The organism is Nonomuraea sp. C10 (assembly GCF_008017515.1).
Taxonomy (GTDB): Bacteria; Actinomycetota; Actinomycetes; order Streptosporangiales; family Streptosporangiaceae; genus Nonomuraea; species Nonomuraea ferruginea.
Window position 1 is genome coordinate 1,724,052 of record NZ_VPFF01000001.1, and the last position, 26,466, is coordinate 1,750,517.

Here is a 26,466-nt window from a genome sequence, read left to right on the forward strand (position 1 = left end):
GTGACCCGCTCCACCCTGACCACCCCGCCACCCGGCGCCGAGCCCCCGAAGACGCACCCTGACGGGCCGTCCGCGGGCGGCTCGCTCGGCTCCCACTTCAGCCGCTGCTTCGGCTGCGGCGACGACCACCCCACCGGTCTGCACATCGCCGCCGTCACCCCCGACGGCGCGAGCGTCGAGGCCGCGTTCACCGTGGGGGAGTCGCACCAGGGCGCGCCCGGGCTGGCGCACGGCGGCGTGCTCGCCAGCGCCATGGACGAGGTCATCGGAATGTCCATCTGGCTGCTCCGTAAGCCCTATGTCACGGCACGGCTGGAGACCGACTACCTTCTCCCCGTTCCCGTGGGCACGACACTCCACCTGCGCGCCTGGTGCACCGGGATAGCGGGCAGGAAGGCGTACCTTGAGGCTGAGGGGCGCGTGGGCGCCCCGGGCGGCCCGGTCGCCGTCCGGGCGGCGGCGCTGTTCATCGAGGTGGACATGACGCACTTCGCCGAACACGGCGACCTCGCGGCCCTGCAGGCCGAACACCAGGACTACGAGGTGAACCCGTGAGCGAGCCGGAGGTTCTCATCCAGCGGCTCGACCCCGGCCTGCCGCTGCCCTCCTACGCCCATCCCGGCGACGCCGGCGCCGACCTCTACGCCGCCGAGGACGCCGAGCTGCTGCCGGGTGAGCGGGCCGTCATCGGGACCGGCGTGGCGATCGCGCTGCCCGACGGCTACGCCGCGTTCGTGCATCCCCGCTCGGGGCTGGCCGCGCGCCACGGCGTCACGCTGGTGAACGCCCCCGGCACGGTCGACGCCGGCTACCGCGGCGAGATCAAGGTGACCTTGATCAACACCGACGCGAAGGAGCCCTTCCGGCTGCGCCGCGGCGACCGGATGGCCCAGCTCGTCTTCCAGCGGGTGGAGACGGCGGCCTTCCGTGAGGTCGGCGAGCTGCCCGGGTCGGCGCGGGGCACGGGCGGCCACGGTTCCACAGGACGTTGATACAGGGAGAGTGAGACACAGTGTTCCGTCGTCGCCGTCGTGAGCAGCAGGAGCAGGTGGCCGAGGCGACCGCTCAGGCGCCCACCCGCGAGTCCGGCCCGTGGGACGCCGACGAGCCCCACCCCGACACCGAGCGGATCGACCTGGGCGGCCTGCGCCTGCCCCACAACCCGGCCTTCGACGTCCGCCTGGCTTCGGTGGGCGACCAGCACGTCGGCGTCGTCGTGCTGTGGGAGGAGAGCTCGCTGCAGCTCCAGGCGCTGGCCGCGCCCAAGTCGTCCGGGCTGTGGGAGGAGGTCAGAGCCAAGATCAAGAGCGCCGCCAAGACATTGGAGGAGCGCGAGGGGCCGTTCGGTGCCGAGCTGGTGGGCAAGGTGACCGTGGAGGGCTCCGACAGGGCCGCCCGCTATATGGGCGTCGACGGGTCGCGCTGGTTCCTGCTGGCCGTGGTCAACGGCCGGGCGGCGGTCGACGACGAGCTGGCCGCCGCGTTCGTCGACTTCATCAAGGACATCGTGGTGGTGCGCGGCGACGAGCCGATGGCCCGCGAGGAGTCGATCCCGCTGCGCCGTCCGAACGACCAGGCCGCCGCCGAGCAGCCCGAGGTGCGTGACAACCCCTTCAGGCGAGGGCCGGAGATCAGCGAGATTCGCTGATCAGCCCTCATCACATAGGCTGATTCATCATGAGTACGGCAGAGCCTCCCAAACGTGGGGGATTGCGCGGTCTCCTGAGCCGGCTGACCTCCAGCCAGTCCGAGATCGAGGCCCAGGAGCTGCGCGAAGACGCCGACGAGGCCGGCGCCACCCCCATCGCCGCGTGTGGCGGCCGCCGCCGCTTCTGCGTCGCCGGTACGCTACGTACTGTCACCCTGCGCCCGAGAGGCGGGGCGCCCGCGCTCGAAGCCGAGCTCTACGACGGCTCCGACGTGATCGACCTGGTCTGGCTCGGCCGCCGCAAGATCGCCGGCATCGAGCCGGGCCGCCCGGTCAAGGCCGAGGGCCTGGTGAGCATCCAGGACGGACGCAAGGTGATGTTCAATCCGCGATACGAGCTGCGCCCAGGGAGTTGATCAGGTGAGTGCCGAGGCCGAAGAGGCCGCCCACCAGACCGTCGAGGCGGCGGTCCGAGCCCAGCTCGCCAAGGCGTTCGGCGGCGTCCGGGGCATCGCCGAGGCTGCCGTCCCGACGATCGCCTTCACCCTGACCTGGATCATCACCGAAGAGCTCCGCCTGTCGCTCATGATCAGCATCGCGCTGGCGGTGCTGCTCCTGGTCGTCAGGCTGGTGCAGCGGTCGACGCCGCAGTTCGTCATCAACAGCCTGATCGGCATCGCCATCGGCGCGTTCTTCGCCAGCCGTACGGGTGAGGCCAAGGACTACTTCCTGCCCGGCATCCTGTGGAACGGCGCCTACGCGGTCGCGATGCTGGTCTCGATCGTCACCCGGTGGCCGGTCGTCGGATTCCTCATCGGGTCGGTGACCAACGACCCGGTCGGATGGCGCAAGGACCCGGGCATCGTCAAGCTCTGCACCCGGCTGACCTGGCTGCTCATGCTCCCGTGTGTGGTGCGGGTGGCGGTGCAGCTGCCGGTCTACCTGTTCGGCGGCGGCGACCAGGCGGTGGCGGCGCTGGGCTTCGCGAAGATCGTCATGGGGTGGCCGCTCCAGGTGGCGGCCCTGACGGCGATGGTCTGGGTGCTCGGCCGAGGCCGCACCCCGATCACTCCACCGGCCACCTGACCCCGCCCTGCCGGGACCCCGCGCTCCATGGCGGGGTCCCGCGCCGGGAGACGGGTCAGTGCTGGGAGAGCAGGCGGGCGAGCTCCTGCTCCACCTCCTGGTTGGCCACGAAGAGCAGCTCGTCGCCCGCCTCCAGCGGATCGTCGGAGGTGGGCACCAGCACCCTGCCCTCGCGCAGGATCGCCACCAGCGCCGCGTCGGTCGGCCACGGCACCGAGCCCGCCCGCTGGCCCACCACCGGCGCGTCCTCGGCCAGCGTGAGCTCGACCAGGTTGGCCTGACCCTGGCGGAACGTCATCAGCCGCACCAGGTCGCCGACGCTCACCGCCTCCTCGACCAGCGCGCTCAGCAGACGCGGCGTCGAGACGGCCACGTCGACCCCCCACGACTCGTTGAACAACCACTCGTTGTTGGGGTGGTTGATCCGCGCCACCACGCGCGGCACGCCGTACTCGGTCTTGGCCAGCAGCGACACGACGAGGTTGACCTTGTCGTCGCCGGAGGAGGCGACGACCACATGGCAGTTGTTGAGCCCGGCCTCGTCGAGCGAGGCGATCTCGCACGCGTCGGCGAGCAGCCACTCGGCCCGCGGCACACTGTCGATCTTGATCGCTCTGGGGTTGTTGTCGATGAGCAGCACCTCGTGGCCGTTCTCCAGGAGTTCGGCGGCGATGGAGCGGCCGACGGCCCCCGCTCCGGCGATGGCGACCCGCATCAGTCTCCCTCCTCCGGCGACGCGGCCAGCAGCTTGTTGACCCGGTCCATGTCGCGCTCGGCGGCGATCATGTGGAGGACGTCGCCCTCCTGCACCACCGTCGATCCGGTGATCACCACGGCCTCGCCCATCCGGTTGATGAACGCCGCCCGGGCCCGCGCCCGGTCCTCCAGGTCGACCACGCGGGTGCCGATCCACGCCGGGTTGACGTTCACCTCGGCCAGCACGACCGTGCCGGTCGGGTCGCGCCAGAGCGGCTCGGTGCCCTCCGGCAGGAGGCGGCGCAGGATCTGGTCGGCGGTCCACCGCACGGTGGCCACGGTGGGGATGCCGAGCCGCTGGTAGACCTCGGCCCGGCGCGGGTCGTAGATGCGGGCCACCACGTTGTCGATGCCGAACGTCTCCCGGGCCACCCGGGCGGAGATGATGTTGGAGTTGTCGCCGCTGGAGACGGCCACGTAGGCGGAGGCGGACTCGATGCCGGCCTCGGTGAGCACGTCGCGGTCGAAGCCGATGCCGGTCACCCGGCGGCCGCGGAACCCGGCCCGCAGGCGGCGGAACGCCTGTGGATCGCGGTCGATGATCGCGATCGAGTGGCCGTTGTCCTCGAGGATGTGGGCGAGGGTCGAGCCGACCCGGCCACATCCCATGATCACAATATGCATACTCCCCCGCACTTCGCGGTCATCTGGACGCTCGACACCAGTATGGACCGCGCCGGGCGCTCGCCGTCTGCCTGGATCCGGGAGCGGGCTAACATTCCGTAACGTGGCGAAAGCATCGGATCTCGTCAAACGCCTGCTCGTGGGACGAGCCCTGCGCAGCGGCCAGCTCCACGAGCAGCTCCTGCCGAAGCGCCTCGCGCTGCCGGTCTTCGCCAGCGACGCCCTCTCCTCCGTGGCGTACGCGCCCCAGGAGATCCTCGTCATCCTGTCCCTGGCGGGTGTGGCGTTCTACTCCTACAGCCCGTGGATCGCCATCGCCGTCATCGTCGTCATGATGACGGTGGTGGCGTCGTACCGGCAGAACGTGCACGCCTACCCCAGCGGCGGCGGCGACTACGAGGTGGCCTCCACCAATCTGGGGCAGAACGCCGGGCTCACGGTGGCCAGCGCGCTCATGGTCGACTACGTGCTCACCGTCGCGGTGTCGGTGGCCAACGGTGTCGACTACGTGGGCGCCACGATCCCGTTCGTCGCCGAGCACAAGCCCGGGGTCGCGATCGGCATCGTGATCTTTCTCACACTGGTCAACCTGCGCGGGCTGCGCGAGTCGGGGCTGGCGTTCGCGGTGCCGGTGTACGCGTTCATGTTCGCCGTGCTCGGCATGATCGCGATCGGCTCGTACGAGCTGGTCTTCCTCGGCATCGAGCTGCGCGCCCCCACCGCCGACTTCGGCATCGTGGCCGAGCAGAGCGACCTGACCGCCTTCGCCGCGGCGTTCCTGATCCTGCGCGCCTTCTCCACCGGCTGCGCGGCGCTCACCGGCGTCGAGGCCATCAGCAACGGCGTGCCGGCCTTCCGCAAGCCCAGGAGCCGCAACGCCGCGAAGACGCTGCTCATGATGGGCCTGATCGCGGTCGCCATGTTCGGCGGCATCACCGCGCTCGGCCTGGCGTCCGGCGTCAAGGTGGCGGAGCCGTCGGTCGCCGCGACCGACCTGCTGCGGCCCGACGGCACTCCCGTCGGCCCCGGCTACCACCAGCAGCCGATCATCTCGCAGGTGGCCGACGCGGTCTTCGGCGGCGGCTCGGCCCCGTTCTACGTCATCTCGGGCGTGACCGCGCTGGTGCTGTTCCTGGCCGCCAACACCGCCTTCAACGGCTTCCCCGTGCTCGCCTCGATCCTGGCCCAGGACCGCTTCCTGCCGCGCCAGCTCCACACCCGCGGCGACCGGCTGGCCTTCTCCAACGGCATCATCATCCTGGCCCTGGCGGCGTGCCTGCTGCTGTGGGGCTTCCAGGCCGACGTCAGCCGCCTGCTCAACCTCTACATCGTCGGCGTCTTCGTCTCCTTCACGCTCAGCCAGACCGGCATGGTCATCCACTGGACGCGCCGGCTGCGTACCGAGGACGACCTGAAGGCCCGCCACCAGATGCACCGGTCGCGGACGATCAACTTCTTCGGCGCCGTGATGACCGGGCTGGTGCTGGTGGTCGTGCTGGTCACCAAGTTCGCGGTGGGCGCGTGGATCGTGTGCATCGCGATGCCGCTGCTGTTCCTCATGATGAAGGGCATCAGGCGCCACTACGACAACGTCGCGGCCGAGCTGGAGCTCACCGAGGACGTCGACATGACCACGCTGCCCGCCCGCAACCACGCGATCGTGCTGGTGTCCAAGGTGCACAAGCCGACCATGCGGGCGCTCGCCTACGCCCGCGCCACCCGGCCCTCCACGCTGGAGGCGATCACGGTCGGCGTCGAGGGCGAGGACGCGCGCCGCCTGCGGGAGGACTGGGAGCGCCGGGGCATCCAGGTGCCGCTGAAGATGCTCGACTCGCCCTACCGCGAGATCACCCAGCCGATCCTCGACTACGTCAAGTCCGTACGCCGCCGCTCCCCGCGCGACGTGGTGACCGTCTTCATCCCCGAGTACGTGGTCGGCCACTGGTGGGAGCACCTGCTGCACAACCAGAGCGCGTTCCGGCTGAAGGCGCGGCTGCTGTTCAAGCCGGGCGTGATGGTGACCAGCGTGCCGTGGCAGCTCCACTCGTCCACCCGGTTGTCCGGCCGTCCCGAGCCGCTCGCCCCCGGCGGGGTGCGCCGCCCGCTGCAGCGCTCGTCCGGCGAGAAGGACGTCAACCGCCGCTGATGCGGACGCCCAGGCGCGCGGAGTCCGCGGCGGTCCAGCCGGGGGGCGGGGCGACGGCCGCCCACCCGTACACGATGAGCGACCCGTAGCGGTGGCCGTAGCCGGGCGGGGTGCCCAGCCCGGCCGTCATGTCGCCCAGCACCTGCCAGAAGGTCACCAGGGGGAACCAGTTCATCTGCGGGTTGATCGCCGGCGCGCGCGGCTCCTCCAGCCAGGCCGGCCGGTCGAAGATGAGCCGGGGTGTCCACCACACCACCGGGTCGGAGGCGTTCTGCAGGTAGACCACCCGCGGGCGCGGCTCGCCCGCCAGGTCGGCGGGCCGCTGCGCGAACCGTACGATCTCGCCCGACCCGTAGACGGGCCGCCAGACCGGGCTGCCGGGGTCGCGCTCCGTCGTGAGCTCGTACCAGATGGGGTTGGCGTACGGTGAGCCGACGAACAGGGCGCCGTCCGTGCGGGCGACCATGTCGTCCAGCCCGCTGAACGCGCTCTCCATCGAGTAGGAGCCGAGGCTCTCGCCGCCCACCAGGAGCAGCGGCCGGTCGTCCGCGGGCAGCCGCTCCCAGCGCTCCCGGACCGCGTCGAACAGCGTCCGGCCGGCCACCGCCGCCCGGTCCCTGTCGACGAGGAACGACACCCAGCTCGGCAGGTACGAGTACTGCACGGCGACCGTGGCCGTGTCGCCGTTGTACATGTACTCCAGCGCCTCGCAGAGGCCGGGATCGACCCAGCCCGTGCCGGTGGTGCCCAGCACGGCCAGCACCGGCCGCTCGAACGCGCCGGTGCGCTCCAGCTCCCGCACCGCCAGGTCGGCCCGCGCGCGCGGCGTGGGCGCGGACTCCAGGCCCACGTACACCCTGATCGGCTGCTCGGCGGGCTTGCCGGAGAACGTCTCCAGCTCGCGCGGGGTCAGCGCGGCGCCGGTGAACGTGCGCCCCTCCTTGCCGAGTTCCTGCCAGCCCACCAGCGACCGCGGACCGCCCGACAGCTCCGGCGAGGCCGGGCGGCGCACGCCCGCCTGCGTGCTCTCGTTGGCCACCGACGAGACGTTGTTCATCGCGGCGACGAACCCGGAGAACAGCACGTCGTTGAAGAACACCGCGATCAGGAAGGCCACCAGGATCCCCCCGATCGCGTGTCCCACGACGTGCGGGACGTAGCGGTCGAGCCACCCGATCAGCTTGCGCCCGCCCAGCCGCACCAGCCGGGCCAGCGCCAGGAACACGCAGAACAGCACGGTGGCCAGCCCGATGATGACCGGCGGATACCAGGGGATCACGGTGTCCATGCCCATGAGCGCCCGCAGGTCGCGCTGCCAGCCGTAGCTGTAGGACAGCGCCGACACCGTCAGCGCCGCGCACACCCCGAGCATGACCTCCCAGGCCCGCCGCACCCACCGCGCGGGCGGCCGGTAGCGGATCACCGCGCGGCACCCGGCCCCGATCGACGCGCCCACGCCGTAGCCGAGTATGGCCGTGACGGCCCCCATCACCCCCTGGTACTCCCACGTACGCGGCAGCAGCGAGGGCGTCAGCGAGGCGCAGAAGAACAGCGTGGCGAGGAGCGTCCCGGCGAAGCCGAGCCTCCTGCGTACCACCCGCCCCGACTCCGTCACGATCGTCAACCGTAGTCGAGCGGGCCGGGCGGGACCCCTCCGGGCATAGGCTGTCGGATGTGGAACAGGCATCGCTCGAGCTGACGGTAGGTCCGGTCGCCCACGGCGGCTGGTGCGTGGCACGCCATGAGGGCCGTGTGGTCTTCGTCCGCCACGCGCTGCCAGGGGAGCGGGTCGTGGCCGAGGTCACCGAGGAGACGAGCCGCTTCCTGCGGGCCGACGCGGTGCGCGTCATCGAGGCGTCGCCCGACCGGGTCGTGCCGCCCTGCCCGTACGCCGGCCCCGGCCTGTGCGGCGGCTGCGACTGGCAGCACGCCACCCTGGAGGCGCAGCGCCGGCTCAAGGCCGACGTGGTGGCCGAGCAGCTGCGCCGCCTCGCCGGCATCGAGCGCGAGGTCGTCGTCGAGGAGGTGCCCGGCGCCAAGGACGGGCTCGGCTGGCGCACCCGCGTCCAGTTCGCCGCCCTTTCCGACGGCCGGCTCGGCCTGCGCAGGCACCGCTCCCACGAGATCCAGCCGATCGACGCCTGCCTGATCGCCCACCCCGAGGTGGAGGCCGTCGGCGCCGAGTCGCACGACTGGCCGGGCGCCCGCGCGGTCGAGGTGATCGCCTCGTCCGGCGGCGAGCGGGCCGTCGTCGTCACCCCGCGCCACCGCCGCCCCGTCGCCGTGCCCGACCTCGACGCGCCCGCCGCCGTCCTGCTCGACGAGGGCAAGGGCCGCACCGCCGCGCGGCGCGGTTCCGGCGTGCTGCACGAGCGGGTGGGCGAGCGCGAGTTCCGGGTCGCGGGCAGCGGCTTCTGGCAGGTCCACCCGGGCGCCGCCGAGACCCTCCTCGACGCCGTCCTCGCCTACGCCGCCCCCGAGCCGGGGGAGTGGGCGCTCGACCTCTACTGCGGCGCCGGCCTGTTCGCGGCCGGCCTGGCCGAGGCGGTCGGCCCCGATGGCGCCGTGTTCGGCCTGGAGTCGGAGGCCGCCGCCGTGCGCGACGCCCGCGCCAACCTGCGCGACCTGCCCCAGGCCAGGATCGAGCGCGGCCGCGTCGAGGACGCCCTCGACCGCTACCAGATCGAGCGCGCGGACCTCGTGGTCGTCGACCCGCCCCGCGCGGGCCTGGGCCGCGACGTGGTGTCCCGCGTCGCCGCCCTGGAGCCGTCACGCGTCGTGTACGTGTCCTGCGACCCCGCGACGCTGGCCCGCGACCTCGCCTGGCTGGCCGAGCGCGGCTATCCGCTGGCCGACCTGCGGGCCTTCGACGCCTTCCCGATGACCCACCACGTGGAGTGCGTCGCCCTGCTGGTCAGAGCCGGACAGCCTTAGAGCCAGCCCATGCGCTGCGCCGTCCTGATCGCCTCCAGCCGGTTCTGCGCGTTCAGCTTGGTCATGGCGCTCGACAGGTAGTTGCGCACCGTGCCCTCGGTCAGGTGCAGCTCGCCCGCGATCCGCGCGATCGGGTGGCCGTCGGCGGCCAGCCGCAGCGCGTCGCGTTCCCGGTCGGTGAGCGGGCTGTCGCCGGCCGCCATCGCGGCGGCGGCCAGCTCGGCGTCGAGATAGCGCCCGCCCGACTGGACCTTGCGGATCGCCATGGCCAGCTCCTCGGCGGAGGCGTCCTTGCCGAGGAACCCGCTCACCCCGGCGGCCATGGCCCTGCGCAGGTAGCCGGGCCGGCCCAGGCTGGTCAGGATCACGATCTTGCACTTGGAGCTGATCCGCTCGGCGGCGCTCAGCCCGTCCATGCCGGGCATCTCGATGTCCAGCACGGCCACGTCCGGCCGGTGCTCCGCGACCGCGTCCACCACCTCGTCGCCCCTGCCCACCTGGGCCACGACCTCGATGCCGTCCTCCAGGTCGAGCAGCGCCGCCAGCGCGCCCCGGATGAGGTGCTCGTCGTCGGCCAGCAGCACGCGCGTGGTCATGCCGGCACCACCACCCTGAGCACGTACGAGCCGCCGGGCGTGGGCGCGGCCGAGAGCGTGCCCCCGGCGCCGCGCACGCGCTGGGCGAGCCCGCCGAGGCCGTTCGGCGCGTGCTCGCCCGGCGGGCCGATGACGCCGTCGTTGGTCATCTCCAGGATCCCCTCCTTGATGGTGATCGTGCAGTGCTCGGCCTTGCTGTGCTTGAGCACGTTGGTGGCGCCCTCGCGGACCACGGTGGCCAGCAGGGTGCGGGTCTCGGGCGGCAGCGCGCCGGCGTCGCACTCCACGGTGCAGCGCACGTCGGCCGCCTCCAGCACCGCGCGGACGCTGGCCAGCACCTCGTCGAAGTCGAGCGCCCGGTAGTTCTGCACGGCCGCGCGCACCTCGCGCAGCGACCGCCGGGCGACGTCGCGTACCTCGAACATCTCGCGGGAGGCCGCCTCGGGGTCGGCGCGCAGCAGCTCCTCGGCCGTGGCCGTCCTGGCGGCGATGCCGGTGAGGCTCTGGCCGAGCAGGTCGTTGAGGTCGCGGGCGAAGCGCAGCCGCTCCTCCGACACGGCCAGCAGGGCCCGGGCCTCCTGGCCCTCGTGCGCCTCCCTGGTGATGCGCCACAGCCACAGGTTCACCGGGATGCCGCCGGCGAGCAGGCCGGTGAACAGGACCTGCATGAGCAGCAGCGCCGGCTCGAACGCGCCGAGCACGAGGAAAAGGACGGTCACCGGGACCATGGACGCGGCCGACAGCAGGAGGGTGGTGCGCCCGCGGACCCACGGCGACACCATCGCCGGCCACAGCGCGATCGTCGGCACGGCCGCGAACGGCGTCAGCAGCAGCGCCATCACCCCGCCGGCGGCCAGCAGCCTGGTCGGCCGGGCCGCGCCCCTGACCGCCAGCCGGAAGACCCGCATCCCGAGCACCACGACCGAGACGACGAGCACGGCCCCGGCGGCGGCCAGCGGGCCCGGCATGCCGCCCTCCCACGCCGCGTACACCATCACGAGCCCGATCAGGCCCAGCGCGAGGACGAAGTCCGTCGAGTAGACGATGAGCCAGCGGACCTTGTCGAGCTTGGTGGCGCGCCTCATGCCGGCACCCGGGCCCGCAGCACGAACTCCCCGTCGCGCACCGGCCCGGCGGAGAAGGCGCCGCCCGCGGCGGTCATCCGCTCGGCCAGGCCGCGCAGTCCGCTCCCGGCGCCGTTCGGCGTGCCGTTCACGGCGCCGTACTCGGGGCTGATCTTCGTGCCGTGCACGCCGTCGTTGCGCATCTCCAGCACGCCGTCGGCGAAGGTGATCGAGCAGCGGGAGGCGGAGCTGTGCTTGAGCACGTTCGTGGCGCCCTCGCGCACCACCCAGGCGAGCAGCGCGCGGGCGGCGGGCGGCAGCTCGCCGGTGCCCGCCTCGACGACGCACCGGGTGCCGGCGGCCTCCAGCACGGCGCGCGCCCTGGCCAGCTCCTCGTCCAGGTCCAGCGACCGGTAGCCGTCCACGGCGAGCTGGACCTCCGTCAGCGACTCGCCGGTCAGCCGCCGCACGTCGGCCATCTCGGCCGCGGCCTTGGCGGCGTCCTTGGTCGCGAGCTTGGCGGCCAGCTCGCTCTTGAGCGTGATGACGGACAGGCTGTGGCCGAGCAGGTCGTGCAGGTCGCGGGCGAAGCGCAGCCGCTCCTCGGCGACGGCGAGCCTGGACTTGGCCGCCTGGCTGTCGTGCGCGTCCCTGATCGTCCACCACAGCCAGCGCCACGACCACATGGCCAGCGGCATCAGCACGGCGCCGGACAGCTGGATCAGCAGCACCGCCTGCCACGGACCGCCGTGCCCCGTCTGCATGACGGTGATGGCCGTGACCAGCGCCGTGCCCATCAGGGCGGTCGCCCAGAACGGCAGGTGGAGCAGGACGACGCTGAGCCAGAGGTACGCCACGACCTCCCAGGTCATGAACGAGCCGTCCCGCGGCATCGGCAGCAGGAGGACCGCCACCACCGCCACCCCGGACACGAGCAGCTTGACCGTGGGCCGGGGCCGGTTGTCGAAGGCGTCCCTGAGGATGAGGGAGAACATGACGAGGACCACGGTCAGGCACGTGATGGAGGCCGCCGCGCCAACCCAGCCGATCATGCTCATCTGGGCCGCGACGGCGATCGTGGCGACGAAGGCGATGCCCATCAGGAGGACCATGCCGTCCATCCAGTAGATGAGGATCTTCTTCGCCGTTTCCGGCCTGGTGGCCACCCTGACTCCCCTAACCGCTCATAGGCCGCGTCCCGCAGCGAAAGCCTATAGTTCCGGCAAGGGTGGCTGTAATGGTCAGCTCCGCAAGGCCCTGGCCACCTCCGGGTCGGGGGCGGCGCCCCTCAGCGACAGCCACGCCAGCCCATGCCGGGCGGCGAACGCGGCCAGCTTCCGCGCGTCCGTCACGCTCAGATCTCCCGGATCGGCCAGCACGCACGTCAACGCCAGCCGAGGCGGCCCGCCACCGATCCCGTCCGCGCCCGCCGCCCGGGCCAGCGCGCCAGTGGCGGCCCTGTCCGCGCCCGTCAGCCCGGAAGGCTCGCCGGTGGCGGCTGCGGCCGTGCCGGTCAGCCTGGACGCCTCGCCGATGGCGGCTTGGGCCGTGGCCGCCGACCGGGGCCGTTCGCCGGTGGCGGCTGCGGCCGTGCCCGTCGGCCTGGACGGTTGGCGGGTGGTGGTCTTGTTCGCGACTGTCGGTCCGTACGGGCTCGTGAGCTGGGCCTGGGCGGCTCGTACGGCCTTGGCGAGTCGTAGCAGGCGGCCCTCGGGGGCATTCTGCGGCTCGATCTCGGCCAGCACGTTCACGGTGGCGACGCGGGCGCCCGCCTCGCGGGTGAGCCGAAGCATCAGCGCGTCGCGCGCCGACAGCCCGTCGGGGTGGAGCGGCAGCGTGAAGCCGACGCTCAGCCGACGCTCCCGCTGCACGGCCCTGATCGAGCGGGCGCGGCGCAGCACCGTCGCCTGATCACCGGGGCGCGGCAGGTCGAAGTCGACGTAGCGGGCGTCGAAGGCGCCGACGGCCCGCCGGTAGGCGGCGGCCAGCGCGCCCGGCCTGGTGCAGGTGGCGGCGGCCTCGCCGGCGGGGCCGCCGAAGACCAGCCCGGCGTCGCCGCCGAGGGCGCGCAGCCCGGCGATCCGGTTGGCCACCGGGTCGTGGCCGAACGCCAGCCGCCCGGCCCACCGCTGCGCGCAGCCGTCGGGCGCGGCCGTCAGGTGGCCGAGCGCGTACCAGCGGGTGCCGGTGCGGCGCGCGTCGGTGGGAAGGTCGAAGCCCGGGTCGGCCGCGGTGTCGACGAACGTCACGAATCCGGACGGCCCCGGCGGGACCGGCGGTGGCGCGGGGGTGGCGCGGGCAGGCGGGGGAGAGGGCCGGGGCGTCGTCTGGTGGAGCGTGGCCCGGGCGGGCAGCAGCGAGAGCGCCGCCCCGGTGGCCACCGCCAGGACGCCCGCGGCCAGGAAAGCGAGCGGACGCGGGAGCGTACCTGCGGGTCTTCTGCGCCGTGAGGCCGACATGAGCCACTCCGAGTGATCACATGACTACGGAACGCGGTCGAGGGTGGACGTTAGCAAGCGTTCGGGGTGGCGCGCGGTCAATCTCCGGATGACGTCCGCTTTGGATCGATAATGGCGTCATGAAGTTGAGGATCTTCACCGAGCCCCAGCAGGGCGCCACCTATGACGAGCTGCTCACCGTGGCCAGGACCGCCGAGCGGCTTGGCTTCGACGCGTTCTTCCGGTCTGACCACTATCAGCGCATCGGGGACGGCGACCCGGGCCCCGGCTCGACCGACGCCTGGATCACGCTGGCGGGGCTGGCCCGCGAGACCTCCACGATCAGGCTGGGCACCCTGGTGACGCCGACCACGTTCCGGCTCCCCGGGCCGCTGGCGATCAGCGTTGCCCAGGTCGACCAGATGAGCGGCGGCCGGGTCGAGCTGGGTCTGGGCACCGGCTGGTATGACGGCGAGCACGCCGCGTACGGCATCCCGTTCCCGCCCACGGCCGAGCGGTTCGGCCGTTTCGAGGAGCAGTTGGAGATCATCAAGGGGCTGTGGGCGGCGGAGAAGTCGTACTCCCACGACGGCCCCTACTACCGGGTCGTCGACTCGCCCGCGCTGCCCAAGCCGGCGCAGCGGCCGGGCCCGCCGATCATCGTCGGCGGCTTCGGCGCCAAGCGCACCCCGCGCCTGGCCGCGACGTACGCCGACGAGTACAACGTGCCCTTCCACACCGTGGAGGAGACCGCGACCGCGTTCGAGCGGGTGCGCCGGGCGGCCCAGGAGACGGGCCGGGACATCCTGATGTCGGCGGCGCAGACCGTGTGCGTGGGCCGTGACCAGGCCGAGCTGGAGCGTCGGGCCGCCGCCGTCGGCACGCCGCTGGACGAGCTGCGCGAAGGAGGGCTGGCCGGGACCCCGGCCGAGGTGCTGGAGAAGATCGGCGCGTTCGGCTCGCTCGGCGCCGAGCGGATCTACCTGCAGGTGATGGACCTGGGGGATCTGGAGCACCTGGAGCTCATCGCCGCCGAGGTGCTGCCGCACGTGTAACTCGATGGCGGCGTTTCGCCGGGCTGGTGCACACTTGTCCGCGTGCTCCTGACGATCTCCACGACGGCGCGGCCCGCCACCGACCTCGGCTTCCTGCTGCACAAGCATCCTGACCGGGTGCAGCGGTTCGGCCAGTCGTTCGGCGAGGCGACCGTGTTCTATCCAGAGGCGGGGGAGGAGCGGTGCACCGCCGCGCTGCTGCTCGACGTCGACTCGGTCACGCTGGCCAGGTCGCGGGGCAAGAACACGCCCGACTTCAGCCTGGCCCAGTACGTCAACGACCGGCCCTACGCCGCGTCCTCGCTGCTGGCGGTGGCGCTGGCCGACGTGTTCCGCACCGCGCGGGCCGGACGCTGCCATGCCCGGCCCGAGCTGGCGGCGGCGCCGCTGCCGCTGGAGATCCGGCTGCCGGCGCTGCCCTGCAGAGGCGGCCCCGAACTGGCCGAGCGGCTCTTCGCGCCGCTCGGCTGGCGGGTGAGCGCCCGGCCGGTGCCGCTCGACGAGGGCTTCCCCGAGTGGGGGGACTCGCGGTACGTGCGGCTGGAACTGTCCGGCACGGTGCGGCTGGCCGACGCGCTCAACCACCTGTACGTGCTGCTTCCGGTGCTCGACGACGGCAAGCACTACTGGATCGCGTCCGACGAGATCGACAAGCTGGTCCGGGCCGGAGAGGGCTGGCTGTACGGGCATCCGGAGCGGTCCCTGATCACCCGCCGCTACCTGGGGCGGCGCTGGGCGCTGGCCCGCACCGCGCTGGCCCGGCTCGCCGAGCTGGGCGACGAGCCCGAGGAGCGGCTGGCGCCCGCGCTCGCCGAGGAGGCGCCGGAGGGCGAGACGGCGGCCGACGAGGCGGCCGCCGCCGAGGCCGCGGCGCGTGGCGCGGCGGGAGAGGACGCCCCTGACGCTGGTGCGGAGGTGCGTGGCGCGGCCGGAGAGGACGCCCCTGATGCGGCGGGCGCCGGTGCTGAAGTGCCTGGGGGGAAGCGGGTGCCGTTGCACGCGCGGCGGCGGGCCGCCGTGCTGGAGGTGCTGGAGGAGCTCGGGGCGACCAGTGTCATCGACCTCGGCTGCGGTCAGGGCGAGCTGGTCGGCGCCTTGCTGGCCAGGCCGCGCTTCGCCCGCGTGGCGGGGATGGACGTCTCGGCGACGGCGCTGACCATCGCCGCGCGCAAGCTCAGGCTGGAGCGCATGCCCGACAGCAAGCGCGCCAGGCTCACTCTCTTCCAGGGCGCGCTCACGTACACCGACGGGCGCCTGGCCGGTTACGACGCCGCCGTGCTCATGGAAGTGGTCGAGCACGTGGACCCGCCGCGCCTGGCCGCGCTCGAACAGGTCGTGTTCGGCCACGCCAAGCCCGGCCACGTCGTCGTCACCACGCCCAACGTCGAGTACAACCCGCGCTACCCCTTCCTCACCGGCCTGCGCCACCCCGACCACCGCTTCGAGTGGACCCGCGCCGAGTTCGCCGCCTGGACCGCGAGAGTGGGCGAGCGCTACGGCTACCGTGCCGAGCTGCGGCCGGTCGGCGAGGAGGACCCGGAGCTCGGCCCGCCCACCCAGATGGGAGTGTTCACCCGTGATCAGCGTTCCTGAGCTCTCCCTGGTGGTGCTCGTCGGCGTCTCCGGCAGCGGCAAGTCCACCTTCGCCGCCCGCCACTTCAGGCCGACGCAGGTCATCTCGTCCGACTTCTGCCGCGGCCTCGTCTCCGACGACGAGAACGACCAGAGCGCCACCCCGGACGCCTTCGACCTGCTGCACCACATCGTCGGCGTGCGCCTGTCGCGCGGGCTGCTCACCGTCGTGGACGCCACCAACGTGCAGTACGCCGCCCGCAAGAGCCTCGTCGACCTGGCCAGGCGGCACGACGTGCTGTGCGACGCGATCGTGCTGGACGTGCCGGAGGAGGTGGCGGTCGCGCGCAACGCGGCCAGGCCCGACCGCGACTTCGGCGCGCGGGTCGTCATCCGCCAGCGCAAGGAGCTGCGCCGCTCGCTGGGCAGGATCTCCCGCGACGGGTTCAGGAAGGTGCACGTCCTGCGGGGCGTGGAGCAGATCGAGAACGCCGCGGTCTCGTACGAGAAGGCCTGGACCGACCGGCGCGAGCTGACCGGCCCGTTCGACGTGATCGGCGACGTGCACGGCTGCCGGGCGGAGCTGGAGGCGCTGCTGGAGAAGCTCGGCTGGCGGCACGGCCCCCAGGGCGTGAGCCATCCCGAGGGCCGCACCGCCGTGTTCGTCGGCGACCTGGTCGACCGCGGGCCCGACACGCCGGGCGTGCTCCGCCTGGTCATGGACATGGTCGAGGCCGGCACCGCGATCTGCGTGGCCGGCAACCACGAGGCCAAGCTGGCCCGCGCGCTGGGCGGACGCAAGGTCACGCCCGCGCACGGCCTGCGCGAGTCGCTCGACCAGCTCGCCGCCGAGCCGCCGGAGTTCGCTGACCGGGCGCGGGCCTTCATGGACGGGCTGATCAGCCACTACGTGCTCGACGGCGGGCGGCTGGTGGTGGCGCACGCCGGGCTCAAGGAGGCGTACCACGGGCGGGCCTCCGGTCGCGTGCGGGCCTTCGCGCTGTACGGCGACACCACCGGAGAGACCGACGAGTACGGCCTGCCGGTCCGCTACCCGTGGGCGCGGGAGTACCGGGGCACGGCCATGGTCGTCTACGGCCACACGCCGACCGTGCGGCCCGAGTGGATCAACAACACGATCTGCCTCGACACCGGCTGCGTCTTCGGCGGCAGCCTGACCGCGCTGCGCTACCCGGAGCGGGAGCTGGTCCAGGTGCCCGCCCAGCAGGTCTGGTACGAGCCGGTCAAGCCGCTCGCCGCCCCCGAGCGCGACCCGGACCTGCTCGCCGTCGACGACGTCCGCGGCACCCGCCACGTCGAGACCAGGTTCGGCGGCCGGGTCAAGGTGAACGAGGAGAACGCCGCCGCGGCGCTGGAGGTGATGAGCCGGTTCGCGGTGGACCCGCGCTGGCTGGTCTACCTGCCGCCGACCATGGCGCCACCCGAGACGTCCGCCCTCGACGGCTACCTGGAGCACCCGAACGAGGCGTTCGAGGAGTTCGCCGCCGCCGGGGTGGAGGAGGTCGTGTGCGAGGAGAAGCACATGGGCTCGCGCGCCGTGGCCGTGCTCGCCAGGACCCCCGAGGCGGCCGCCGAGCGGTTCGGCGTCACCGACGGCAGCTCCGGCGCCGTCTACACCCGCACCGGCCGGCCGTTCTTCGCCGACACCGGGCCGCTGGTGGAACGGCTGCGCGCGGCCTGCGAACCGCTGTGGGACGCGCTCGGCTCCGACTGGGTCGCGCTCGACTGCGAGCTGCTGCCCTGGTCCGCCAAGGCAGGCGAGCTGATCAGGCGCCAGTACGCCTCGGTCGGCGCCGCCGCCCGCGCCGCGCTGCCCGACGCCGTCGCCGCGCTGGAGGCGGCGGCCGGGCGCGGGCTGGACGTGGCCGGGCTGCTCGACCGCACCCGCCGCCGCGCGGGCAACGCCGCGCTGTTCCGCGACGCGTACGCGCGCTACTGCTGGCCGGTCGACGGCCTGGAGGGGGTACGGGTCGCGCCCTTCCAGATCCTGGCGTGCCAGGGGAGGGCCACGGCGCTGGAGCCGCACGCCTGGCACCTGGAGACGCTGGCCACGCTCACCGCGCCGATCATCGCCCCGACCCGGCACGTCTTCGTCACACTCGGCTCGGCCGGGTCCAGGGCCGCGGCCGTCGCGTGGTGGGAGTCGCTGACCGCCGCCGGCGGCGAGGGCATGGTGGTCAAGCCGGCCGCGCACGTGGCGGGGCGGGTGCAGCCGGGCGTCAAGGTCAGGGGCCGCGAGTACCTGCGGATCATCTACGGCCCCGACTACACCGAGTCGCTGGACGTGCTGCGCAGGCGTTTCCTCGGCAAGAAGCGCTCACTGGCGCTGCGCGAGCACGCGCTCGGCCTGGAGGCGCTGGCGCGGCTGGCGGACGGCGAGCCGGGCTGGCGGGTGCACGAGCCGGTGTTCGCCGTGCTCGCCCTGGAGTCGGAGCCCGTGGACCCGAGGCTGTGACCTCGGCGGGGACCCGGCGCCGGGACAGATCGGGTTTTCCGAAGACAAGGCGCTAGAAAAGGCGATCGCGGGTAGTTGCCTCCCCATCCAGGGGAGGGCTCGCATGGTAAGCCGGCACACCGGTCAGGAGAAACTCGGGCGCGTCATCTTCATCGCCGCTTCGGCGGCCGTCGGGGGCTTCCTGTTCGGGTACGACAGCTCGGTCATCAACGGCGCCGTCGTGGGCATCCAGAACCACTTCGAGGTGGGCAGCGTCGAGATCGGCTTCGTGGTCGCCGTCGCGCTGCTCGGCTCCGTCGTCGGCGCCTGGTTCGGCGGCGGGTTCGCCGACAGGTGGGGGCGCACCAGGACCATGCAGATCGCGGCGATCGTCTTCGCCGTGAGCTCCATCGGCCAGATGCTGCCGTTCGCCGTCTGGGACCTGACGTTGTGGCGCGCCCTGGCGGGGGTCGGGATCGGGATGGCGTCGGTGCTCGGCCCCGCCTACATCGCCGAGGTGGCCCCGCCCGCCTACCGCGGCAGGCTGGGATCGTTCCAGCAGCTCGCCATCGTGCTCGGCATCGCCACGTCGCAGCTGGTGAACTACGTGATCGCCCGGCTCGCGGGCGGCGACGTGAACAACCATCTGTGGGGCCTGCAGGCGTGGCAGTGGATGCTCGGCGCCTGTGTCGTGCCCGCGCTGGCCTACCTGTGGCTCGCCTCCGTCATCCCCGAGTCGCCGCGCTACCTCGTCATGGCGGGGGAGCCCCGGCGGGCCAAGGAGGTGCTGGCCCAGGTCGAGGGCGACGAAGGCGACCTGGACGAGCGCGTACGGGAGATCCAGCACGTGCTCAGGACCGAGCACCGGCCGACGCTCAAGGACCTGCGCGGCCGGGCGCTGGGACTGCTGCCGATCGTCTGGATCGGCATCATCCTGTCGGTCTTCCAGCAGTTCGTCGGCATCAACGTGATCTTCTACTACTCGTCGGTGCTGTGGCAGTCGGTGGGCATCAACCAGGCCGACTCGCTGCTGATCAGCTTCTCCAGCTCGATCATCAACATCGTCGGCACGTTCATCGCCATCGCCCTGGTGGACAGGATCGGCCGCAAGCCGCTGCTGCTCCTGGGCTCGGCCGGCATGGCCGTCTCGCTGGCCACCGCCGCCTGGGCGTTCAGCTTCGCCCGGCCGATCGAGGGCACGATGGCGCTGCCCAACCCGCAGGGCGCGATCGCGCTGATCGCGGCGAACCTGTTCGTGCTGTTCTTCGCCCTGTCCTGGGGTGTCGTGGTCTGGGTGCTGCTGGGTGAGATGTTCCCCAACCGCATCCGCGCCGCCGCGCTGGGCGTGGCCGCCGCCGCCCAGTGGCTCGCCAACTGGGTGATCACCGTCACGTTCCCGGCGATGTCGGAGTGGAACCTGTCGCTCACGTACGCGATGTACGCGGCCTTCGCCGTGCTGTCGTTCCTCTTCGTCACCAGGTGGATCAAGGAGACGAAGGGCCGGAGGCTGGAGGAGATGGGCTAGCCGCCGGCCCCGGGCGCTCTCACCGCCGGGAGCCGAAGCGGCGGCGGACGAACATGAAGACCATGGCGCCGATCCAGATGAAGAAGAGGAACTTCAGCACGCCGAAGCCGCCCGCGAAGAGCCCCACCATCAGGAACACGAACAGGATCGGCACGATCGGCCCCGGCCCCCGGTGGCCGTGGTGCCGGGGGTGCATCGGCCCGCGATGGTGGTGTCGCATCTGGTGCCGGAACGCCTTCATCTGCTTGCGGTGCGCCCGCATCGCCTCCTGCCAGGAGGCGGCGTCCGGCCAGGGCCCCAGGTCGGCGACGGGGGGAAGCCCGGGGGGCCGGGCGGGCCCGTGGCCGGGCAGGTCGGCCGTGATGCGGGCCAGGTCGCGGCCGGTGCGGGCGGCCAGCGCCTGGTCGAGGCGCTCGTCGAGCTCCTCGTGGGTCAGACGGCCCTGGGCGAAGTGCTCGCGCAGGGCGGTCATGGTCTGCTCGCGCTCCGCGTCGCCGATGCGGAGGTCGTCATGGTCCATCACGGATGCCTCGCTCTCGCCGGGCCGGCTCATCGCCTCACTCCTCGCCCGGGTCGCCGTCGGCCAGGATCTGGTAGAGCTTGCGCCGGGTCTCAACCAGAGTCTTACGCGCTTCGCGGATCTGTGCGTCGCTCCCGGACTGGAGAATCTGCATCATCGCGAAAGCGGACTGCCGGGCGGTGTCCCACAGATCGGCCGTGTTGTCGTCGATGTCGGGCCGCATCTCGTCCCACGGGGCGCGGATCTCGTCGGCGTGCGCCTCGATGTAGGCGCGGCCCTCGTCGGTGAGGCGGAAGGTCTTGCGGCCCTCGTTCTCCTCCGCGATGATCAGCCCTTCGTCCGTGAGCTGCTGCAACGCCGGGTAGACGGCGCCGGGGCTGGGCTTCCAGCCGCCCTCGCTGCGCTCGGCGATCTCCTGGATGATCTGGTAGCCGTTGCGCGGCTCCTCGGCCAGCAGCGCGAGGATCGCGGCTCGTACGTCACCGCGCTTGGCCTTGCGGGGCCTGCCGCCCCAGCCGCGGTGGCCGCCGAACGGGCCGCCGGGACCCCACGGGCCGCGCCCGAGGTCGAACGGGAACGGGCCAGGGCCTCTGCGCCCGCGGTGGCGGTGCTCGTGCCGGTGTTCGTGGTGGTGATGGTGACCCTGCTCGAACGCCTCGGCCACGGCCTTGACCGTGTCGCGCAGAGCCTTCTTCACCTCGTGCGCCTCGGGCCACTGGCCTCCCATGGCGTGGGCGGATGTCATGTCGTACTCCTCTCGACCGTTCTACGATGCTTCAAAGATATATCGACAGTGTGTCGATAGCAACCAATTCCGACAAGTGACTCAGATCACCAAAAACTTCGAGAGGGCCGGGAACAGGATCCAGGGGTACTACGTTGTTCCCATCAGACGAGGTCGTTCCGCGTCGGCAGGGCTGGGGGGTGCTGTCGCCGCTGGAGACGGCCTCGTCTGCATTTTCGGAACGTTCTAGGGACTTCCGGGCGACAGGCGGAAGCGGGCGCGGGGCGCTAGCATCCCGATCATGATGGGGCACACGCACGCGCTGACGGGGGCCATCGCCTGGCTGGGGCTCGCGCCCCCGCTCGCCGCACTGCCGTTGCTGAACGAGTCGTCCCGGTTCATCGAGACCGGCATCATGGCCACCGCGCTGAGCCCGGCCGAGCTGATCGCCGGCGCGATCATCTGCGCGGGCGCCGCCATGCTCCCCGACCTCGACCACCCGAGCGCCACCATCGCCCAGACCTTCGGTCCCGTCACCTGGCTGCTCAGCAAGGCGGTCTCGTGGCTGAGCGGCGGACACCGGGGCGCCACCCACTCGCTGGCGTTCGCGATCGCGATCGGGCTGGGCGCCCACTGGCTGGCCGCCGCCTACCCGATCGGCCGCGACATCATGGTGGTGCTGCTCATCGGGCTGGCCCTGCGCGCGATCGGCATCGGCATCCCGGGCAAGAAGCTCGCCTCGGCCATGGTCAACATCGGCATGACGGCCGGGCTCTACGCCGTCTTCCTGTCCATGGACGTCGGGTACGCCTGGCTGGGGCTGGCCGTGGGCATCGGCTCCTTCATCCACGTGGTGGGCGACTGCATGACCGAGCGGGGCTGCCCGGTGCTCTGGCCGCTGTCGGTCAAGTTCGTGCTGCCGTGGAAGATCGGCATCAAGACGGGCAGGAAGTTCGAGCAGAAGATCCTGGCTCCCGTGCTCTCCGTCGCCATCGTCGGCCTGCTCTTCTGGCGGCTCGGGCCGCTTTAACTTGATGTCGAGATACTTTAGAGATATCTTGATGTCGAGACAATCTGCGGCCGGCGTGACTTAGGTTCACCTAACGTGAAGAACGCTTCCCCGGTGCGGCAGGATTCTTAGTGAGCTAACCGTCAATGGAGGAGGCGAATCACCGTGTCCGCGAACAGCTTCGGCAGCCGTGACACGCTGCGCGTCGGCGACGCGTCTTATGAGATTTTCCGGGTGGACGCCGTCGAAGGTGCTGCACGCCTCCCGTACAGCCTGAAGATCTTGCTGGAGAACCTCCTCCGCACCGAGGACGGCGCCAACATCACCGCCGACCACATCCGCGCGCTCGGCGGCTGGGACCCGAACGCGAAGCCGAGCGTGGAGATCCAGTTCACCCCCGGCCGCGTCATCATGCAGGACTTCACCGGCGTGCCCTGCGTGGTCGACCTCGCCACCATGCGCGAGGCGGTGCGCGACCTCGGCGGCGACCCGGCCCGCATCAACCCGCTGGCCCCCGCCGAGATGGTCATCGACCACTCGGTCATCGTCGACTACTTCGGCCACCCCGACGCCTTCCGGCGCAACGTCGAGCGCGAGTACGAACGCAACGGCGAGCGCTACCAGTTCCTGCGCTGGGGCCAGACGGCCTTCGACGAGTTCAAGGTCGTCCCGCCCGGCACCGGCATCGTCCACCAGGTCAACATCGAGCACCTCGCCCGCGTGGTCATGACGCGCGACGGCAAGGCCTACCCCGACACCTGCGTCGGCACCGACTCCCACACCACCATGGAGAACGGCATCGGCGTGCTCGGCTGGGGCGTCGGCGGCATCGAGGCCGAGGCCGCGATGCTCGGCCAGCCGATCTCCATGCTCATCCCGCGCGTGGTCGGCTTCAAGCTCAACGGCGAGCTGCCCGCCGGCGCCACCGCCACCGACCTGGTGCTCACCATCACCGAGATGCTGCGCGCGCACGGCGTGGTCGGCAAGTTCGTGGAGTTCTACGGCGAGGGCGTGTCGTCCGTGCCGGTGGCCGACCGGTCCACGATCGGCAACATGAGCCCCGAGTTCGGCTCCACCTGCGCCATCTTCCCGATCGACGGCCAGACCGTCGACTACCTCCGGCTCACCGGCCGCTCCGAGGAGCAGATCGAGCTCGTCGAGGCCTACGCCAAGGCCCAGGGCCTGTGGCTCGACCCGTCGGCCGCCGAGCCCCAGTTCTCCGAATACCTGGAGCTCGACCTCGCCACCGTCGTGCCGTCCATCGCCGGCCCCAAGCGCCCGCAGGACCGCATCGCGCTCTCCGACGCCAAGCAGGCCTGGCGGTCCGCCGTCAAGGACTACGCGGCGAGCATCCTGGGCCCGGCCGACGAGGCGTCCGCCGAGTCGTTCCCCGCCTCCGACTCCCCGGCGGTCAGCCACAGCGGCAACGGCGACAAGCCGCACTCCGCCCACCTCGAGCGCGAGCGGCCGCACAACAAGGTGCCGGTCACGCTGGCCGACGGCACCTCGTTCGAGATCGACCACGGCATCGTGGCCATCGCCGCCATCACCTCCTGCACCAACACCTCCAACCCGTACGTGATGCTCGGCGCGGCCCTGCTGGCCCGCAACGCCGTCGACAAGGGCCTGACCCGCAAGCCGTGGGTCAAGACCTCGCTGGCGCCCGGCTCGCAGGTCGTCACGGGCTACTTCGAGCGCTCGGGCCTCCAGCCCTACCTCGACAAGCTCGGCTTCAACCTGGTCGGCTACGGCTGCACGACCTGCATCGGCAACTCGGGCCCGCTGCCGGAGGAGATCTCCAGGGCGGTGCACGACAACGACCTCGCGGTCACCGCCGTGCTGTCCGGCAACCGCAACTTCGAGGGTCGGATCAACCCCGACGTCAAGATGAACTACCTGGCCTCGCCGCCGCTCGTGGTCGCCTACGCGCTGGCCGGGACCATGGACATCGACCTCGACAACGAGCCGCTCGGCACGGGCAACGACGGCGAGCCCGTCTACCTGCGCGACATCTGGCCGGCGCCCGACGAGATCACCGACGTGGTCAACTCCTCCATCGGCCGCGAGATGTTCGAGCGCGACTACGCCGACGTGTTCGAGGGCGACGACCACTGGAAGTCGCTGTCGATCCCGACCGGCGACACCTTCGAGTGGGACCCCGACTCCACCTACGTCCGCAAGGCCCCCTACTTCGAGGGCATGCCGCGCGAGCCTGAGCCCGTCGCCGACATCTCAGGCGCCCGCGTGCTGGTCAAGGTCGGCGACTCGACCACCACCGACCACATCTCCCCGGCCGGCTCCATCAAGGTGGGCACGCCCGCCGCCGAGTACCTGCGCGAGCACGGGGTCAAGGTCAGGGACTTCAACTCGTACGGGTCGCGGCGCGGCAACCACGAGGTGATGATCCGCGGCACGTTCGCCAACATCCGGCTGCGCAACCAGATCGCGCCCGGCACCGAGGGCGGCTACACGCGCGACTTCACCCGGCCGGAGGCGCCGGTGTCGTTCATCTACGACGCCTCGGTCAACTACGCCGCCCAGGGCACCCCGCTCGTCGTGCTCGCGGGCAAGGAGTACGGCTCCGGCTCCTCGCGCGACTGGGCCGCCAAGGGCACCGCGCTGCTGGGCGTCCGCGCCGTCATCGCCGAGTCCTACGAGCGCATCCACCGCTCCAACCTGATCGGCATGGGCGTGCTGCCGCTGCAGTACCCCGAGGGCCAGACGGCCGACTCGCTCGGCCTGACGGGCGAGGAGACGTTCGACATCACCGGAGTCGAGGCGCTCAACGACGGCTCCGTCCCCGGGACCGTCCACGTCAAGGCCGGTGACGTCGAGTTCGACGCGGTCGTGCGCATCGACACGCCGGGCGAGGCCGACTACTACCGGCACGGCGGCATCATGCAGTACGTTCTGCGCGGCCTGCTCGCCAAGTGAGCCTTCCGCGCCTCCGCCCGGCCACCAGCCGGCCGGAGGCGCGGGCCAGGGCGAGATCCTGTCGCGCCCGCATCGGGGGATCACCCGTGCCCACGAGACGCCGCCCGGCGACACACCCGTCGCCGGGCGGCTCTCCACGTCAGGACACTGCCGAGGGCGGGGCCGACCAGGTGTCGCAGGCGGAGGGGGAGACGGCGTGATGGCCGCGCTTGAGCCAGCGCACCCGGGTGGCGCCCGCGCCGTGGCTGCGCCGGTGCTCGTCGTCGCCGCTGGCGCGGGTGGCGTCGAGCAGCGCTGTCCAGTCGTCGCCGGTACGCTCCAGCGACCCCCACACGGCGCCCAGGAACACCCCCGACAGGCAGTCGGCCTGCAGCTCGTAGCGGCGGCCCAGCTCGGCCTGGCGACCGGGGCTCGCCTTGACCCGGGCCTCGTAGTGGCGCCGGGCGCCGGTCAGCGACTGCAGGTGGTGGCCGTACTCGTGGGCGGCGACCTTCAGCGGGTAGAGGTCCGTGCGGTTCTCGATCCAGTCGCCGGTGAGCGGGAACACCAGGACGCGGCGGTTGGTGCAGTAGAAGGCGGCGGCGCTCTCGGGCCACGGCACGCCGCACACGCGCCGCTCGGGCTCGTCGTAGAAGCGCACCGCGGGCTTGCGGAAGGGACGCCGGTCGGCGGCGAAGTGCGCCTTCCATGACTTATCCAGACATTTCACGACTGTGGCTAGATACTCGCGCGTCCGCGGGATCCCGCCGTACGTGATCGCCGGCTCGGGGCACACCACCCGCGCCAGCTTCCCGCTCCCGGCGAACGGGTCCTTGTACGGGGCCGCGTGCGCGGGCAAGACGGGCACGGCTGCCGCGGCGACCACGCACAGCCCCAGGAACGCAGATCGGACTCGCACGATCACGCAGCCTAGAGGATCCGCGGCCCCCGCCGGTCCGGGCCCTCATCGGCCTGTCGAGTCGCTCCTGGCCCGCCTGATGTCACCCTCGTGCCGTACCGCCCAGTCCGCCAGCGCCGAGAGGGGGACCAGCAGGGACCGGCCGAGCGGGGTCAGGCTGTACTCGACGCTCGGCGGCACCGTCGGAAGCACCTCCCGCCGTACCAGCCCGTCGATCTCCAGGCCGCGCAGCGTACGGGTGAGCATGCGCTGGCTGATGCCCTCGACGGCGCGGTGCAGCTCGTTGTACCGGTGCGGCCGCCCGCCGAGCAGGACCACCAGGAGCACGCTCCACTTGTCTCCGACGCGCCGGAACACCTCACCGGCAGGACAGGCCGCCAGTTCGTCCGCCGGCACGGGGCGCGGCAGCTCGTACGCGAGCGCGGAGGGAACACCGGTGTGCGTATCGGACATGAAACTGCCTTCTTTCGCCCTCTGCCTGG

Annotated in this window: 24 protein-coding genes; 13 read left to right on the forward strand and 11 right to left on the reverse strand. The window is 72.0% G+C overall.

Annotated elements, in window-relative coordinates; all coding sequences use genetic code 11:
* From FR742_RS07785 to FR742_RS07805, 5 genes are read left to right on the forward strand one after another with little or no spacing between them, the layout of a single operon-like run.
* The gene (locus FR742_RS07785) at nt 1-555 is read left to right on the forward strand and encodes a PaaI family thioesterase (protein ID WP_148030309.1); all 555 of its coding nucleotides are present in this window, start codon (nt 1-3) and stop codon (nt 553-555) included.
* Nucleotides 552-992 carry a dUTP diphosphatase gene (dut, locus tag FR742_RS07790; RefSeq protein WP_148030310.1) on the forward strand — a complete coding sequence of 147 codons (441 nt, stop codon included), beginning with the start codon at nt 552-554 and terminating at the stop codon, nt 990-992. The genes FR742_RS07785 and dut overlap by 4 nt, the downstream gene beginning before the upstream one ends.
* Nucleotides 993-1,012: 20 nt before the next feature.
* Nucleotides 1,013-1,648 (forward strand): DUF3710 domain-containing protein, encoded by a 636-nt coding sequence (locus FR742_RS07795; protein ID WP_261808406.1) that lies wholly within the window; start codon nt 1,013-1,015, stop codon nt 1,646-1,648.
* Between the two features lie 29 nt (nt 1,649-1,677).
* Nucleotides 1,678-2,064 carry an OB-fold nucleic acid binding domain-containing protein gene (locus FR742_RS07800; RefSeq protein ID WP_148030311.1) on the forward strand — a complete coding sequence of 129 codons (387 nt, stop codon included), beginning with the start codon at nt 1,678-1,680 and terminating at the stop codon, nt 2,062-2,064.
* Between the two features lie 4 nt (nt 2,065-2,068).
* On the forward strand, nt 2,069-2,734 hold the full coding sequence (locus FR742_RS07805; protein WP_148030312.1) for a DUF3159 domain-containing protein: 666 nt from the start codon (nt 2,069-2,071) through the stop codon (nt 2,732-2,734).
* A gap of 55 nt (nt 2,735-2,789) precedes the next feature.
* On the opposite strand, the gene FR742_RS07810 is transcribed toward FR742_RS07805, so the two are convergent.
* Both FR742_RS07810 and FR742_RS07815 read right to left on the reverse strand, forming a co-directional pair.
* Nucleotides 2,790-3,449: a TrkA family potassium uptake protein gene (locus tag FR742_RS07810; RefSeq protein WP_148030313.1), complete on the reverse strand. Its 660-nt coding sequence runs from the start codon at nt 3,447-3,449 to the stop codon at nt 2,790-2,792.
* On the reverse strand, nt 3,449-4,114 hold the full coding sequence (locus tag FR742_RS07815; protein ID WP_148030314.1) for a TrkA family potassium uptake protein: 666 nt from the start codon (nt 4,112-4,114) through the stop codon (nt 3,449-3,451). Before FR742_RS07815 ends, FR742_RS07810 begins: the two co-directional genes overlap by 1 nt.
* A gap of 103 nt (nt 4,115-4,217) precedes the next feature.
* Between FR742_RS07815 and FR742_RS07820 the strand changes: the two genes are divergently transcribed.
* Entirely contained in the window at nt 4,218-6,260 is a 2,043-nt protein-coding gene (locus tag FR742_RS07820) for an APC family permease (RefSeq protein WP_148030315.1), read from the forward strand.
* On the opposite strand, the gene FR742_RS07825 is transcribed toward FR742_RS07820, so the two are convergent.
* Complete coding sequence (locus FR742_RS07825) at nt 6,247-7,875, reverse strand: alpha/beta-hydrolase family protein (protein WP_261808407.1); 1,629 nt, start codon at nt 7,873-7,875, stop codon at nt 6,247-6,249. The genes FR742_RS07820 and FR742_RS07825 overlap by 14 nt on opposite strands.
* Before the next feature lie 59 nt (nt 7,876-7,934).
* On the opposite strand from FR742_RS07825, the gene FR742_RS07830 reads away from it, so the two are divergent.
* The gene (locus FR742_RS07830; RefSeq protein WP_396989219.1) at nt 7,935-9,194 is read left to right on the forward strand and encodes a class I SAM-dependent RNA methyltransferase; all 1,260 of its coding nucleotides are present in this window, start codon (nt 7,935-7,937) and stop codon (nt 9,192-9,194) included.
* Here the strand turns inward: FR742_RS07830 and FR742_RS07835 are convergent.
* The 4 genes from FR742_RS07835 to FR742_RS07850 all read right to left on the reverse strand — a co-directional run bounded on the left by FR742_RS07835 (nt 9,191) and on the right by FR742_RS07850 (nt 13,313).
* Nucleotides 9,191-9,790, reverse strand: coding sequence for a response regulator transcription factor (locus tag FR742_RS07835; RefSeq protein WP_148030318.1), 600 nt, complete (start codon nt 9,788-9,790; stop codon nt 9,191-9,193). The two genes, FR742_RS07830 and FR742_RS07835, sit on opposite strands and share 4 nt — an antisense overlap.
* Nucleotides 9,787-10,875 (reverse strand): sensor histidine kinase, encoded by a 1,089-nt coding sequence (locus tag FR742_RS07840; RefSeq protein ID WP_148030319.1) that lies wholly within the window; start codon nt 10,873-10,875, stop codon nt 9,787-9,789. The genes FR742_RS07835 and FR742_RS07840 overlap by 4 nt, the downstream gene beginning before the upstream one ends.
* Nucleotides 10,872-12,020 (reverse strand): sensor histidine kinase, encoded by a 1,149-nt coding sequence (locus FR742_RS07845; RefSeq protein ID WP_148030320.1) that lies wholly within the window; start codon nt 12,018-12,020, stop codon nt 10,872-10,874. Before FR742_RS07845 ends, FR742_RS07840 begins: the two co-directional genes overlap by 4 nt.
* 75 nt (nt 12,021-12,095) lie before the next feature.
* On the reverse strand, nt 12,096-13,313 hold the full coding sequence (locus tag FR742_RS07850; RefSeq protein WP_148030321.1) for a hypothetical protein: 1,218 nt from the start codon (nt 13,311-13,313) through the stop codon (nt 12,096-12,098).
* Between the two features lie 119 nt (nt 13,314-13,432).
* Between FR742_RS07850 and FR742_RS07855 the strand changes: the two genes are divergently transcribed.
* From FR742_RS07855 to FR742_RS07870, 4 genes are all read left to right on the forward strand, one after another.
* Nucleotides 13,433-14,347, forward strand: coding sequence for an LLM class F420-dependent oxidoreductase (locus FR742_RS07855; protein ID WP_148030322.1), 915 nt, complete (start codon nt 13,433-13,435; stop codon nt 14,345-14,347).
* A gap of 42 nt (nt 14,348-14,389) precedes the next feature.
* Nucleotides 14,390-15,940, forward strand: coding sequence for a 3' terminal RNA ribose 2'-O-methyltransferase Hen1 (locus tag FR742_RS07860; RefSeq protein ID WP_148030323.1), 1,551 nt, complete (start codon nt 14,390-14,392; stop codon nt 15,938-15,940).
* Nucleotides 15,924-18,395, forward strand: coding sequence for a polynucleotide kinase-phosphatase (locus FR742_RS07865; protein WP_148030324.1), 2,472 nt, complete (start codon nt 15,924-15,926; stop codon nt 18,393-18,395). The genes FR742_RS07860 and FR742_RS07865 overlap by 17 nt, the downstream gene beginning before the upstream one ends.
* A gap of 103 nt (nt 18,396-18,498) precedes the next feature.
* Nucleotides 18,499-19,899, forward strand: coding sequence for a sugar porter family MFS transporter (locus FR742_RS07870; RefSeq protein WP_148030325.1), 1,401 nt, complete (start codon nt 18,499-18,501; stop codon nt 19,897-19,899).
* A 19-nt stretch (nt 19,900-19,918) separates the two neighbouring features.
* Here FR742_RS07870 and FR742_RS07875 read toward each other — a convergent pair whose 3' ends face one another.
* Nucleotides 19,919-20,452, reverse strand: coding sequence for a DUF1707 domain-containing protein (locus FR742_RS07875; RefSeq protein WP_148030326.1), 534 nt, complete (start codon nt 20,450-20,452; stop codon nt 19,919-19,921).
* Between the two features lie 4 nt (nt 20,453-20,456).
* Complete coding sequence (locus FR742_RS07880) at nt 20,457-21,164, reverse strand: PadR family transcriptional regulator (protein WP_148030327.1); 708 nt, start codon at nt 21,162-21,164, stop codon at nt 20,457-20,459.
* Between the two features lie 280 nt (nt 21,165-21,444).
* On the opposite strand from FR742_RS07880, the gene FR742_RS07885 reads away from it, so the two are divergent.
* The gene (locus FR742_RS07885; protein ID WP_148030328.1) at nt 21,445-22,173 is read left to right on the forward strand and encodes a metal-dependent hydrolase; all 729 of its coding nucleotides are present in this window, start codon (nt 21,445-21,447) and stop codon (nt 22,171-22,173) included.
* A gap of 138 nt (nt 22,174-22,311) precedes the next feature.
* Entirely contained in the window at nt 22,312-25,086 is a 2,775-nt protein-coding gene (acnA, locus tag FR742_RS07890) for an aconitate hydratase AcnA (RefSeq protein WP_222709111.1), read from the forward strand.
* Nucleotides 25,087-25,225: 139 nt separating this feature from the next.
* Here acnA and FR742_RS07895 read toward each other — a convergent pair whose 3' ends face one another.
* The gene (locus FR742_RS07895; protein WP_148030330.1) at nt 25,226-25,984 is read right to left on the reverse strand and encodes a neutral zinc metallopeptidase; all 759 of its coding nucleotides are present in this window, start codon (nt 25,982-25,984) and stop codon (nt 25,226-25,228) included.
* A 45-nt stretch (nt 25,985-26,029) separates the two neighbouring features.
* A complete protein-coding gene (locus tag FR742_RS07900) occupies nt 26,030-26,437 on the reverse strand; it encodes a helix-turn-helix domain-containing protein (protein ID WP_148030331.1) in 408 nt (135 codons plus the stop codon).
* Between the last annotated feature and the right edge of the window lie 29 nt (nt 26,438-26,466).